Origin of the sequence: Actinomyces sp. HMSC065F12, assembly GCF_001814535.1 — a bacterium.
Lineage (GTDB): Bacteria > Actinomycetota > Actinomycetes > Actinomycetales > Actinomycetaceae > Pauljensenia > Pauljensenia radingae_A.
In genome coordinates this window covers 86,995-101,099 of sequence record NZ_KV816968.1, presented here as the reverse complement: position 1 = coordinate 101,099, position 14,105 = coordinate 86,995, and the positions used below count along the sequence as shown (strand labels likewise).

Below are 14,105 nucleotides of genomic sequence, written 5' to 3'. Positions count from 1 at the left end.
AGCGCGGTTCGCACGAATCCGAGGATGCGGGAGACCAGGGTGCCTGACGCCATGATGGCTGACGACTTCAGCAGGGACGTCTGCCTGGGGGCACGCGAATCAGATGCATCGTGTGACTGGTTCATGGTGTGTCTCCATCATCTGAGTGTGTGTGCTTGCGTCGCGACGACACTAACGGGTCGCGTGATCGCCACTGCGAGCGCACATTGCGAATCAAACCGACGCAGAACGCCACTGCAACCAGCCCCGCGATTGACCACGTCCCAATATCCTCCCACTGTGCGCGCAAACGTACCATGACGGACTGAGAGCTATCGAGTATGGTGCCACGCGGTGTGGCCACAATGTAGGTGACGTCGATATTCCCCGATCCGATGGCCTGAACTGGAACTTCGACGTTACCAGTGGAGTTCGCCTCGAGGGGCTGAGCGGCGCTGGGTGTCGCACGAAGACGCGCATCGTCAGGTTTCAGCGTTGCGGTGACGGTGATTGTCCACGGCAGCTTATTCGTCACGCGCACAGGGAACGCAGCCGTCTTGTTAATGACATTGATCGTCGCTGATGGTTCGGCATGGACCAGTGAGTACAGCTCGCTGATCGCTCCCTGCAGGTTCTTCGCCGCCTCAATGGCGTGATCATCGTCGTGTCCTGCACTGACGGCGTTGAGCATCGCCATGTTGACGACGCTCGTCAGCTGGTGGGGTTCGTCGAGTGCGGTCGCCAAGGCTGCAACCTGAGCGCGTACTTCGTTCAGCGTGTGCAGTGTGTGCTCCCAATGGTCAGGGACCTCAGGTGTGGGATGTACGTCTTCACGCTCGGTATCGGTGGGCTCTGACGTTGCAATCTCGGCGAAGGAACGCGGTGCCATCCAGTCCGACTGTGTCAGGGAGCGGATACGTGATACCAGTTCGGAGTTGACGGCGGTGTTGCGCGCCACGGTCACGAGCTGAGGTCGGGCGATATTGGGAAGCTGACGCGTGATCAGAGCACCCATTGCCTGGGCTGCCTGACGCGCATCCAGCTCATCGCTGTCTGTAGGCGCATCCCACGCCAGCAACTCCGTGAGCTCACGAGTCGAGGTCAGCACCGTGCGAGTCGAATCAGATGCGCCCTCCGTGTGGGTGTGACCATCATCAGCATCGACTTCGACGCGTGTCACGGATGTGAAAGAGGCGTCCTCGGGAGGCGCGACTTCACCGGCGGGTGCAATGATCGTGCGGCCAGTTGACTCCGGCAGCATGGACAGCCCGAAAGTCGATGAGCGTGGCCACAGCACTGATCCGATGACGCTGACTGACTGAGCTGAACCAGTGCGTGATGTGGTCGAATCTGCCTGACCGGCCTGATTGACGACCTGCTCGGGCGTGGACAGCGTGCCGAAAACGCTCATCGACTCACGCGCCAGTTCGGTCAGACGCTCATCGCCTAGCTCTTGCAGCCGAGCGGGGTCTGCATCCATGCTGGGCAGGGCAACAACCTGCCCCCCCGATCCGACGAGGGTGTCCAGTGCGCGCGAGACAAACGCGGAAGTTGCCGGTGAATGCCACCATGACGGTGTGGGGTACCTGGGTGAAGGCCAATGAGGAAACGGAGTCATCTCTGCTGGACCGGCGCTTCCGCTTTGAGGCTGATCGCCGGATTGAGAGCCTGCATCTGCCGCCGTGCCGTTCGCGCTGTCGGACTGAGTGCCTTCAGGTTGGCTGCTTTTACCGGATTGCGCCGGGGAGGCCGAATCAGAATCGGAACGGGCAGTGGATTGGGACTGGCTGGTCGGAGCAGTCGACTGCGGCTGGGCGCTTGTCCCGGCAGATTGAGCCTGGTCAGCGGTCGCAGTCGGTGAGCGCAGCCGCCCGTCGGCGTCAAGAATGCCGGTGCGCACAAAACTGGTCAACGCTTCAGGATCAACAGCCAGTGTCACGCCTGGTGTGCGGGCAAGTTCACTGAGAGCTTTCCACTGCTCCGTGGAGCCAAATGCCTGAGTCGACGTGAAAGGAACCAGCACCGATATGGGTGTCTGCTGACGCTCATAGTAAGAATCCCACACGACCACGGAGCGGTCCTCACCGTCTATATCACCCTCATCAGTGGTGGCCTGCGCCTGGACGCAAATACCGCGCGGCCCCCACTCAAAACTGTCATCCAGCGGCAGCTCCTCGGCGGGAACCGACAAGGTGAAACCCACTTTCTGACGCGGGCCAAGCTGCCTGTCGATGGTGCGTTCGGCTACCGGGATGCCGGCATCAGTGTGGCCCGAAAAGTATGCGCTCAGGTCAGGTGCCGCGACCGCTGAATGGACGGACATGAACAGGCGCAGCACAGTTGACGAGGTGGCCTGTGCACCCGAAAGGTTCGTCAATGTGCCCGACACGGTGAGCGTTGACGTGTCATCAAGGACAGTGGGTGTGATCGACGTGATCGACACCTGCAGATTGCCGCCCTCATCGGCTTCACCGAGCACGCTGGGGCGCGTGGTGTGAATACCGGACGGGTCACCCTCGGACGTGGAAGTAAAAGAAGCAACACGCGCACTGGTGTCAGTTAGTGGCATGCTCGAGGCACCCGCGGGCGCGCACAGGCACGCGGCAGTCACAATGGCAGTGACGACCGTGGAGAAAACGCGTGCGCGGCTCTTCATCACACGTCCCGGTACAAAAGATCCAATGCGATTCTGACGATACGACGCTCGTTCGGATAGGCGAGTTGGCGCATCAGCTGCTGCAAGGATACCCACGACGCGTCTTCAGCTTCGTGATCAGGGTCCATTTCCACGGTGATCGATCCCGACACGTAGCCCATGAGGAAGTGGTGCACCACCTTGTGAACACGCCGATCAGGAGAGGAAAACCAGTAGTCGATCGACGCGAGGTGACGAATGATCCGTCCGGTAATCCCCGTCTCTTCCGCAACTTCGCGCAATGCGGCTTCCTGAGCGGTTTCGCGTCCCTCCAGGTGGCCTTTCGGCAGGCACCATTCGATGCGGCCGGCCCGGTTACGTCGCGCAATGATCGCCGCGTAAGGGGTACCGTTGACAACATCGATAACGAGGCCGCCCGCCGATGTTTCTCCCACAATCGGCAGGCGGGAACTGGCAGAGTGATACGCCCGTATCGAGGCATGGTGGCGTGGGGGACGAGGTGTCCCCACACGGCGCTCATAACGACGGGCTGACATAGTTCCACTCTATTAGTCTTGGAGCGATGGCGGGTGACGTGACATTCCTGCGTCGCGGCTCCTGAGGTTTTTCGAGGCCTGAAAACGTGGCACTCTAGTACGTAATGGATACGCACAAGCACGGTTCCCACGCTGACCGCCAGCAACTGAAAGGACACGGTGTGAAGACACGCGCACTCGAGGGTGTCGGATCTCAGGACGTGCCAGCTTTGCTGGTCAACGCTCAACGCACATTCAGCCATCTACCTGCGCAAGTACTGGAAATGGCGCACCTTTTTGACGACGCTGGCCAGGAAATTGCGCTGGTGGGCGGACCTGTGCGCGACGCGTTCCTCGGCGTGACGCCGCATGACTTCGACTTCGCAACATCGGCACGCCCCGACGAAACCGAGGAGCTGCTCAGCAAGTGGGCCGACGCCGTGTGGGACATCGGCAAGAAGTTCGGCACGATCGGGGCACGCAAAGATCACATCGTTGTGGAAATCACCACATACAGGTGCGACGAGTATGACATCGGCTCACGCAAGCCTGACGTCACATTCGGAGACACGCTCGAGGGAGACCTGACGCGCAGAGACTTCACTGTCAACGCCATGGCGATGCGGCTGCCGACGATGGCACTTGTGGACCCTCACCACGGTCTTGACGATCTGGCCGACGGACGCCTGCGCACACCTGTCACCGCTCAACAATCATTCGACGACGACCCGCTGCGCATCATGCGTGCGGCGCGTTTTGCCGCCCAACTGGGCATCGACGTCGACATGGATGTGATGGATGCGATGGAGTCGATGGCCTCACGGCTGTCGATTGTGTCCAACGAACGGATCCGGGCCGAATTTGAACGCCTGATGGTCAGCCCGTACCCGCGGCGCGGCATCGAAGTCATGGTGCACACCGGCGTGGCAGCTGTTGTCATTCCGGAGCTGGACGCACTGGTCGATACGCGCGACGAACACCGTCGCCACAAGGACGTGTACGAGCACACGCTGACCGTGCTCGATCAGGCGATGGACCTGGAAACCGGGCTCGATGGCCCTGTGCCGGCACCGGACCTGATTTTGCGGCTGGCCGCGATCATGCACGATGTGGGCAAGCCTGCCACGCGGCGCTTTGAAAAAGACGGCACCGTGTCGTTCCACCATCACGAGATTGTCGGCGCGAAACTGACGCGCAAACGCCTCAAGGCCTTGACCTTTGACAGACACACAGTTGATGCGGTGACGCATCTGGTGGCGCTGCATCTGCGTTTCCACGGTTATGGCGAACAGGCCTGGACTGATTCGGCTGTGCGCCGCTACGTTGCTGATGCTGGTGACCAGTTGGAGCGCCTGCACCGCCTCACTCGAGCTGACTGCACGACGCGCAACCGCCGGAAAGCGATGCACTTGTCGGCCGCTTATGACGATCTGGAAGCACGCATCGCTCAACTACGTGAACAGGAAGAACTCGATGCGATCCGGCCGGATCTGGATGGCAGTCAGATCATGGAAATCCTCAACATTCCACCTGGCCGCGATGTGGGTCGAGCACGCCAGCACCTGCTGGACCTGCGCATGGAGAACGGCCCGATGGGTCAGGACGCGGCACGTGAGGAACTACTGCGCTGGTGGACCCGGCAGGGTGCCAGGGACTGAAACACCCGCCGGCCGCCCAAGGCACGGCGTTCGCACCGTAAAACAGTGGCCGGACTGTACACTGAATGTGAAGGGCGTCATAGCGCGGATCAGACGCCCTCGCGCCACGACAAAGGATGAAAGAAGCTCACGATGACGATTACTTCACCTGAAACGGCAAGTGCTGATATTGGCGTGTATGGAATGGGCGTGATGGGGTCGAATCTTGCGCGTAACCTCGCACGCAACGGGTATCGCACTGCGGTGACGAATCGTTCACCCGGTCGCACGCTGCGCCTCATGGACCAACATGGCGACGGATCCGAGGGCATCTTCATTCCCTCGGAAACCACCGAAGACTTCGTGAAATCGCTCGAAAAGCCGCGCGTGGCCATCATTATGGTGCAGGCAGGTGAGGCCACTGACTGGGTCATCGAACAGCTTGCGGACCACATGGACGAGGGTGACATTATCGTGGACTGTGGAAACTCCCTGTTCACTGACACGATTCGCCGTGAAAAGTGGGTGCGTGAGCGTGGGATGCACTTTGTCGGTGCTGGCGTTTCAGGCGGTGAGGAAGGTGCTCTGTGGGGGCCGTCCATCATGCCGGGTGGAACCGAAGAGTCCTACAAGCGCCTTGGCCCGATGTTTGAAACGATTTCCGCCCATGTGGACGGCGAGCCGTGCTGTACGCACGTGGGTGCTGATGGCGCGGGTCACTTCGTCAAGATGGTACACAACGGCATCGAATACGCAGATATGCAGGTCATCGCGGAGGCCTACGACGTGCTGCGCCGCGGCATGGGTGCTACACCGTGCGAACTGGCGGACATTTTCGACGAATGGAATGCGGGCGAGCTGAATTCGTACCTCATCGAGATCACGGCGCAGGTGCTGCGCCACAAGGATGCAAGCACAGGTGAGCCGCTGGTGGATATGATCGTGGACCAGGCATCGCAGAAGGGCACCGGCAAGTGGACCGTGCAAACAGCGCTGGACCTGGCAGTTCCCGTCACCGCCATTGCTGAAGCAACCTTTGCGCGCGGCGCATCCTCGCAGACCACGCAGCGTGAAGCCGCACAACACATGGAGGGCCACGCCCAGGAACTGAAGGTAGAACAGGCCGATCATGACTCCTTTGTTGAGGACGTACGACGCGCCCTGTTCGCCTCCAAGATCATCGCCTACTCACAGGGATTCGATGAGATCGCTCAGGGGGCATACGCCTACAACTGGACGATTGACAAGGCCTCTGTGGCGCGGATCTGGCGCGCAGGATGCATCATTCGTGCCACGTTCCTGTCCGACATTGGGCAGGCATACGACGAGGATCCCGATCTGCCTCTGCTCATGGCAGCCGAACCCTTCGCCTCCCGGATCGAGGAATGCATCCCGTCACTGCGCAAGATTGTGGCATTGGCAGCGACGCACGGCATTCCTACCCCCGTGTTCTCGTCGTGCCTGGCCTACTTCGACACGGTGCGTGCCGACCGACTGCCGGCAGCACTGATTCAGGGTCAGCGTGATTTCTTCGGCGCGCACACCTACCGGCGCGTCGATCGCGAGGGAACATTCCACACGCGGTGGGCTGACGAGGGCAAGCCCGAAGAACAGTGGGACTAGGCTCGGACCATACCCAGGTGTGATTCCCTTCATGGAAAAGCTGGGATTTCCATGTGAAACGAGGGGAATAGTGGCGCGGTTCATGGCGCGATCACCGTCGACATGCTTACGCTGAAGGGCAAGGCTCATAGAGACGGTGCCTGTAACGAAAGGTGAACGCGTGTCGAAAAACGGCAGGATGAATCCGGATGAGGCCAAGAACGGGCGTCACTCGTCCCGCTCATCGCACGGCACATCGCGAGGGGCGATGCGTCCCGATCCGGCATTCCCCAAGCGCGCAGCGCGACATGAAGGAACCCGTCGGTCATCCGCTTCCAACTCGTCGCCCGGGACTTCCAGGCAGGCTGGCTCCGCTGCGGCAGGCAATGCCGGTGGACGGAAAGGCGAAACCAGCCGGTCGAACTCACGCAAGACCAGTGGACGCACAGCGAATGGGCGCAAAAGGCGGTCATGGGGTAAACGCATCGGCCTTGCCTTCGTGTTCAGCGTCCTCGGCGTCATTATTGCCGGACTGGCATCCTTCCTGTTCCTGTACGCCACGTTGGATATTCCCAAGGCCGACCAGGTGGCCTTGGCTCAGACCAGCACCGTGTATTACGCGGACGGCACCTCCGAGATGGGGAAGTTCTCTGAGATCAATCGCTCCATTATCGACACGTCCACATTGCCGGACTATGTGGGGCAGGCCGTTGTTGCCTCCGAAGACCGCACTTTCTATTCCAACTCCGGAATAGATCTGAAAGGCATTGCGCGTGCCCTCGTCAATAATCTGAGAGGACTGCCGCGACAAGGTGGCTCCACGCTCACCCAGCAGTACGTGGAGCGCTACTACATGGGTGAGACTACTTCGCTGAAAGGCAAGGTCAAGGAAGCGGTCCTGGCGGTGAAGATCAACCGTGAGCAAACCAAGGACGAAGTGCTGGGCAACTACCTCAATACTATCTATTTCGGCCGGGGAGCCTACGGCATCGAAGAAGCCTCGAAAGTCTTTTTCGGACATCCGGCATCAGAACTGACCCTGTCAGAATCCGCGCTGCTGGCAGGGATCATCCCGGCACCATCGGCGTGGGATCCTGCAGAAGATCCTGATATGGCGCACTCACGGTGGGAACGAGTCATCTCACTGATGGTGCAGGACGGGTGGATCGACCAGGCGGAAGCAGATCAGCAGCAATTCCCGCAGACCATTGATTTCCAGGAGACGACCTCGTCAATGACCGGGACGACCGGCTACCTCCTGCAGCAGGTGCGTCGCGAGCTGGCCGAGACAGGTGCGTTCACTGATGAGCAGATCGATTCGGGTGGCCTGTCGATCATCACCACTATCGACAAGGCTCGTCAGGAAGCCGCAATCAATGCGGCCCAGATGATGAACGAGGTCGAGGGATGGAACCCTGATTCCATGCACGTGGCGCTGTCTGCCATTGACCCTGCAACGGGGGAGATCGTCGCTGAGTTTGCGGGCAGTGACTATCAAAAAGTTCAACGTAATGCGGTCACTGATGACATTGCACAGGCCGGTTCAACCTTCAAGCCGTTTACCTTGCTGGCGTATGCCGATCAGGGCGGCAGTGTCTACGATCAGGTTGATGGCAGTTCACCGCGCTCATTTGACGGCCTGGCTGAACCAGTGTCGAACGTGGGGAACACCTCGTGGGGTAATGTGTCGTTGATTAAGGCAACGTCCTATTCAATCAACACGGCTTTTGTGACGTTGAATGAGAAAGTCGGTCCGCAGGCGACAGTGGACACAGCCGTGAAGCTGGGAATCCCTGAAGACACGAACGGGCTCGATGCGACGCTGCTCAACACGTTGGGTGTGGCATCAACGCACAACATTGACCTCACCCATGCGTATGCCACTATCGCCAACGGCGGGACACGGATGAACCCGCATATCCTGCGAGAGGTGCGTGACTCTGTTGGCAACAAGGTCTACAGCGCGCAGCTTGAGTCGGAAAAGGTCTTTGATGCAGAGACGGTCAGCGCGATTATGCCGGCGCTCAAGGCAGTGATGGAGCCGGGTGGCACCGGTGAGAAGGCGGCAGTTCTGGGACGTGAAGCGGCCGGTAAGTCTGGTACGTCAGATGATCAGAAGTCCGCACAGTTTGTTGGAATGGTTCCGGGCCTTGTCGCCAGTGTCTCGATGTATCAGTCCGACGAGGCCGGCAACCCGGTTTCGCTGGATAACATCGGCGGCCTGTATCAGTTCCACGGAGGCGACTGGCCAGCTGACGTGTGGGTGAAATTCATGGAGGCTGCAACTGCTGACCTGCCTAACGGTGACTACTCGTGGTACACCGAACCGAACCCAGTTCAACAGAACACTCCACCAACGCCGACACAACCTCAGTCGGTCCAGCCCACCCAGCCGACTCAGCCCACACAACCCGAACCAGCTGAACCGACTCAGCCCAGCCAGCCTGGTCAGGGTCACGATGACGACCACGATACGGGCGGCTCTCAATCCTCCTAGGCGTCTGGCGCTGGTGGGCACGTGGGCCTAGCCGGTTGGCTATCCGACTGCATGAAAATCGAGCCGCACCCACAGTGTGGAAAAAATCCACTGCGCGGGTGCGGCCCGGTATGAATGTGCCCGGCGTCCCGGAGCCTCCTTACAGAAACGGAGTACTCATCGGAACGCCGGGATCACACTCGGTGGTGTGTCACTGTCACTCAGCGATGACGCGGACATGCAGGTTTGCAGACACCTCAGAGTGCAGGTTGACCTTGACGGTGTAGTCTCCCAGCGTCTTGATCGGAGCAGGGATAACGATCTTGCGGCGATCAATCGTCTGGCCGATCTGATCCTGAACGGCCTGAGCGATGTCGGCACTTGAAACGGCGCCAAAGAGTCGATCGTTGGAACCGGTCTTGCCGGAAACAGTCACGAACTTGACTTCCTGGAGCTGATCGCGCACGACGCGGGCATCGTCGACGGACGCGATTTCGCGCTTGCGGCGAGCACGAGCCATGTCGTCAATCTGGCGCTGAGCACCCTTGGACCATGCAGTGGCAAGGCCGCGAGGAACCAGGTAGTTGCGAGCGTAACCGCTTCTCACCTCGACAACGTCACCGGCTGAACCGAGCTTGTCGACATCGTGGGTCAAAATGAGTTTCGTTGTTGCCATCAGAAAAAGCCTCCCTATGAATCTCAGCGACCGGACGAAGAGTACGGCAGCAGAGCCATCTCGCGGGCGTTCTTGACGGCCTTGGCGATGCGGCGCTGTTCCTGTACGGATACGCCAGTGACACGGCGGGCACGGATCTTGCCGCGGTCCGAGATGAACTTACGCAGCAAAGCAGTGTCCTTGTAGTCAATGGATTCGATCTTGGCCGACTTCAGCGGGTTGGCCTTCTTCTTAATGGGCTTATTGCGAAGTTGAGGCTTCGCCATAGTGTTCTCCTTGGATCCAGGTAATCGCTGTGATTACCCCATACGAAAAATGAAGCGATAAGAATGCATTGCGAAAGCGCGTTGCGTCAGATCAGCGTCGCCCTCGTCAATTGAATTTAGAAAGGCGGCTCTTCACCGAAAGAGGACGCTCCCTCGGTGCGCCACGGATCGGAAGTGGACCCTCCGGCGGGCGCATTGTAGCTGCCTTGTTGCTGACCATATCCACCCTGGTAGCTGCCGGAACCACCTTGCGCGCCAGCGCCTGACTGGCTCTGGTATCCACCCTGGGAGTATCCGCCCTGGCCGGAATCGCCTCGAGGAATGCGGGTCACTTCAGCCTTTGCGTAACGCAAGGATGGGCCGACCTCGTCAACCTGCAGGGACAATTCACTGCGCTGCTGGCCATCGCGCGTTTCATAGGACCGCAAAGTCAGGCGACCCTGGACGATGACGCGCATGCCTTTGCGCAGGGTTTCGGCCACGTTCTCAGCCGCGTCGCGCCAGACGGAGCAACGGTAGAACTGTGTGTCTCCGTCGCGCCATTCGTTCGCACTGCGGTCGAACGAGCGTGGGGTCATTGCCACCGAGAAGTCGGCAACGGCTACTCCCGATGACGTGAAACGCAATTCGGGATCTCTGGTCAGGTTTCCGACGATTGTGACGACAGGTTCTCCAGCCATGTCAACTCCTTTGGTGGGTGGTCAAACGCTCTTAATTCAGCGTGCGTCAGGGCGCATCAGTTTGTGGCGCAGGATGGACTCATTCAAGCCCATCAGACGTGTTGCTTCCTGTGCAGCCTCAGGCGTTGCTGTCATGTTAATGACAACATAGATGCCTTCAGATTGCTTCAAAATGTCGTAGGCAAGACGACGCTTGCCCCAGACGTCCACCTTTTCGACGGAGCCGTCGCTGGCTTTCACAGGGGCCAGGAACTTTTCCATCATGGGGACGACGGTGCGCTCGTCGATCGTTGGATCGAGGATCACCATCAGTTCATATGTACGCACGTGTGTACCCACCTCCTATGGTCTTAGCGGTCACGGACTTTCCGTGACAGGAGGGTAATGCGTGGACAGTGTCCCTTATGCAGAACACGGTCCGAGTGTCTATTTTAGTCGCTTCGAGGCTCTCTTAGCTACCCCGCGGAGTGAATCTGTGCGGTCGAGTTCGCCACATCCAACGGCCGGCAAGGAGGCTCATGTTCAGTGCAGGTCGGCAATAGCGCGGCGCGGTGACCACCAGGTGCGCCACGCGTTCACGAGGCCGCGCACCCCCAGGAACACGTAACCGAAGATCAGCCACAGCGCCACCATTGCTATACCTTGATCCGCTGGGCTCAGTGCGTCATCAATGCGCTGGGCAGCCATCCATCGCTCCAGTGTCCACAGACACGGAAGGTAGACCACCATCATGAAGACACCGCCAAAGGCCAAGGTCTTGCCGTGCCCCGCGCCGATCAGGACGCCGTCAAGCAAAAACACGACCCCTCCCAACGGCATGGCGCAGGCGCTGGCAATCAGCGCCCATGTCGCAATGTGGTGCATCGATGGGTCAGAGCCGAAGAAGTGAGGCAAAAACGGGCTGGAAGCAGCGATGAGTACCGCGAGAATCAGGCCGACAGCTGCGCCCCACACGGTGAGTTTGCGCAGCAGGGTGCGCAGGTGCTCGCGGCGTCCGGCACCCAGATCGAAGCCCACCAATGCCTGCGCGGCGATGGCCAGCGCATCCAGTGCCAGCGCGGTGAACATCCACACGGCGTTGACCACCTGGTGTGCCGCCAAGGCGGTGACGGAAATGGAGGTGGCAACCATGAGGGTGGCGATGGTGGCGATCCTCATGGCGACGGTGCGCACGAACAGGGGAGCGCCGTCCAGAGCCGCATTCCAGATTCCCGCTCCTGATGGCCGCAAGGACACGTGCCGGCCTCGCGCTTTGGACAAGATGACGGCGACAAGGACGACAGCCATCAGTGTCTGAGCCAGCGCGGTTCCCAGTCCCGACCCGGCGATTCCCATGTCCAGCCCGTAGATGAACAGCGCGTTGAGGGCGACGTTGAGTGCTGCACCTCCGGCGGCAACATACAGCGGCGTGGTCGTATCGAGCAGGCCGCGCAGTGTGCCTGTGGCCGCCAGGACAACGAACATTCCGACCAGGCCGGGAGAGGCCGTGTGCAGGTAGGCGAGCGCGTGCGGCATGACGTCAGGTGAATTGCCCAGGGTTTCCACGAGCGCCCGACCGCCCAGGATCAAGCCGCATGCGGTGACAATGCCGCATCCGGCTGCCAGCCACATTGCTTCAATACCGGAGCGAATGGCGCGCACGCTGTCACCGGCCCCGAGTGCCTGTGCAGCGAGCGCGGTTGTGGAATAGGCCAGAAAGACGAACAGTCCGACGATGGTTTGGACGATGGTGGTGGCGGTGGCCAGGCCGGCCAGCTCTTCAGTGCCAAGGTGGCCCACCATCGCGGTGTCGATGAGGGTGAAGATGGGTGCTGCGACGAGTGCTCCCAGTGCCGGGATTGCGAGGGACAGAATCTGACGGGTCAGTGACCCTGAGGGGGTGGTGGGGGCGCTGTGAGAGGAGTGTGACGTGGATGAAACCGTACCTTTATGTTCATCTTGAGGGTCGCAAGAATTCATCTTCTGTTCATCCACTGATTACGCTCCTATTTGTTGTCCACACATTGTGCATAGATCTGTGGACAACCTGGTGGTGATGTTCCGCATGAAAACGCCTCTTGAGCGATTTGCATGGTGGTGGGGATCAGATCCCCGTCCCAACTTTATCCACATGTACTGTGGACGACCTGCCGAGTTGTCCACAGTCTATCCACACGTTATCCACATCAAGTGATCCTTGAGAGCTTCGCGTGAGGCGGAAAAAGAGGATAACCTCGCGTATGCGCGCACGAGCGGGCGCAGGCAATGGAAGGATTGGCAGGCCGATGGCGTCAGATTCAGATTTTGACCGGGTTCCACCGCAGGATCTGGATGCGGAGATTTCTGTGCTGGGCTCGATGATGCTGTCGAAAGAAGCCATCAACGACGTCACGGAAGAGATTCGCGGCTCGGACTATTACAAGCCTGCTCACGAAACTATCCACAACGTCATCGTGGATCTTTCCGGTCGAGGCGAACCGGCCGACGCCGTCACCGTGGCCGGCGAATTACAGCGTCGCGGCGAGCTGCAGCGCGTCGGAGGCGCCACATATCTGCACACCCTGATTGCAGCCGTCCCCACAGCGGCGAACGCCGGATATTATGCGCGAATCGTGCGCGAGCGATCGTTGCTGCGACGCCTCGTCAGTGCCGGTACACGCATTGTGCAGCTCGGCTACGCTGATGCCGGCGGCGACGTCGATGAAATCGTCAATCAGGCGCAGGCGGAAATCTACGCTGTTTCAGAACGTCAGGCGAGCACGGATTACCTGTCGATGTCGGACGTGTCGGAGTCCATCCTTGACGAACTTGAGGAAATTGAACGCAACAAGGACAAGCTCAAGGGCGTGCCCACCGGGTTTGCTGATCTGGACCGACTCACCCAGGGTCTCCACCCCGGTCAGATGATTATTGTCGCCGCTCGACCGGCAATGGGTAAATCGACACTTGCACTGGACTTTTGCCGCTCGGCATCGATCCGCCACGGTGTCACATCGGTGATCTTCTCACTGGAAATGTCGCGCTCCGAAATTGCCATGCGCCTGCTGTCGGCAGAATCCGGCGTCTTCTTGCAGAAGATGCGCGCAGGTGAGATGACCAGTGAAGACTGGAGGCGCGTGTCTGCCACCACGGCGAAAGTGTCCGAAGCTCCGCTCTTTATTGACGACTCGCCCAACATGGCGATGACGGAGATTCTGGCCAAGTGCCGCAGACTGAAACAGCAGCACAACCTGGGCCTCGTTGTGGTGGACTACCTGCAGTTGATGACAGCTGGACGCGAGATGGAATCGCGTCAGCAGGAAGTGTCCACGCTGTCTCGCCAGCTGAAGCTGCTCGCCAAAGATATTGAAGTTCCGGTCGTGGCTGTCGCACAGCTGAACCGTGGGCCCGAGCAGCGAACAGATAAGAAACCGATGATGGCTGACCTGCGTGAATCCGGGTCGTTGGAGCAGGACGCCGACGTCATCATGTTGCTGCACCGCCCGGAGTACTACAACTCCGAGGAACGCCCCGGTGAAGCCGACATCATCGTCGCCAAGCACCGTAACGGTGAAACTGCGACGATTCGCGCACTCTTCCAGGGTCATATGGCACGTTTTGCGAACTTCACGGGACGTGAAGAACCGGGCGCATAACCCC

At 59.8% G+C, this 14,105-nt stretch carries 11 protein-coding genes; 4 read left to right on the top strand and 7 right to left on the bottom strand.

From position 1 onward, the window contains the following. Positions 1–121: 121 nt before the first annotated feature. Entirely contained in the window at positions 122–2,635 is a 2,514-nt protein-coding gene (locus HMPREF2975_RS04715; RefSeq protein ID WP_070726057.1) for a DUF6049 family protein, read from the bottom strand. Next, the gene (locus tag HMPREF2975_RS04710; protein WP_082628632.1) at positions 2,635–3,171 is read right to left on the bottom strand and encodes an NUDIX hydrolase; all 537 of its coding nucleotides are present in this window, start codon (positions 3,169–3,171) and stop codon (positions 2,635–2,637) included. Before HMPREF2975_RS04710 ends, HMPREF2975_RS04715 begins: the two co-directional genes overlap by 1 nt. A 212-nt stretch (positions 3,172–3,383) precedes the next feature. On the opposite strand from HMPREF2975_RS04710, the gene HMPREF2975_RS04705 reads away from it, so the two are divergent. The 3 genes from HMPREF2975_RS04705 (at position 3,384) to HMPREF2975_RS04695 (ending at position 8,886) form a co-directional block, all read left to right on the top strand. Next, entirely contained in the window at positions 3,384–4,808 is a 1,425-nt protein-coding gene (locus HMPREF2975_RS04705; RefSeq protein ID WP_083314423.1) for a CCA tRNA nucleotidyltransferase, read from the top strand. 132 nt (positions 4,809–4,940) lie between these two features. Next, positions 4,941–6,410: an NADP-dependent phosphogluconate dehydrogenase gene (gndA, locus tag HMPREF2975_RS04700; protein ID WP_070726055.1), complete on the top strand. Its 1,470-nt coding sequence runs from the start codon at positions 4,941–4,943 to the stop codon at positions 6,408–6,410. A 136-nt stretch (positions 6,411–6,546) separates the two neighbouring features. Continuing rightward, a complete protein-coding gene (locus HMPREF2975_RS04695) occupies positions 6,547–8,886 on the top strand; it encodes a transglycosylase domain-containing protein (protein ID WP_070726054.1) in 2,340 nt (779 codons plus the stop codon). A 196-nt stretch (positions 8,887–9,082) separates the two neighbouring features. Here HMPREF2975_RS04695 and rplI read toward each other — a convergent pair whose 3' ends face one another. From rplI to HMPREF2975_RS04670, 5 genes are all read right to left on the bottom strand, one after another. After that, entirely contained in the window at positions 9,083–9,541 is a 459-nt protein-coding gene (rplI, locus tag HMPREF2975_RS04690) for a 50S ribosomal protein L9 (protein ID WP_058237599.1), read from the bottom strand. A 23-nt stretch (positions 9,542–9,564) separates the two neighbouring features. Continuing rightward, entirely contained in the window at positions 9,565–9,807 is a 243-nt protein-coding gene (gene rpsR, locus HMPREF2975_RS04685) for a 30S ribosomal protein S18 (protein WP_058237600.1), read from the bottom strand. Positions 9,808–9,923: 116 nt separating this feature from the next. Then, positions 9,924–10,487 (bottom strand): single-stranded DNA-binding protein, encoded by a 564-nt coding sequence (locus HMPREF2975_RS04680; protein ID WP_070726052.1) that lies wholly within the window; start codon positions 10,485–10,487, stop codon positions 9,924–9,926. Positions 10,488–10,523: 36 nt separating this feature from the next. Next, a complete protein-coding gene (rpsF, locus tag HMPREF2975_RS04675) occupies positions 10,524–10,814 on the bottom strand; it encodes a 30S ribosomal protein S6 (RefSeq protein WP_058237602.1) in 291 nt (96 codons plus the stop codon). 195 nt (positions 10,815–11,009) lie between these two features. Continuing rightward, the gene (locus tag HMPREF2975_RS04670; protein WP_227469238.1) at positions 11,010–12,461 is read right to left on the bottom strand and encodes an MATE family efflux transporter; all 1,452 of its coding nucleotides are present in this window, start codon (positions 12,459–12,461) and stop codon (positions 11,010–11,012) included. 290 nt (positions 12,462–12,751) lie between these two features. Here HMPREF2975_RS04670 and dnaB point away from each other — a divergent pair, with 290 nt between their 5' ends. Next, positions 12,752–14,101, top strand: a complete 1,350-nt coding sequence (gene dnaB, locus HMPREF2975_RS04665; protein WP_058237603.1) for a replicative DNA helicase — start codon at positions 12,752–12,754, stop codon at positions 14,099–14,101. The last annotated feature ends 4 nt before the right edge of the window (positions 14,102–14,105 follow it).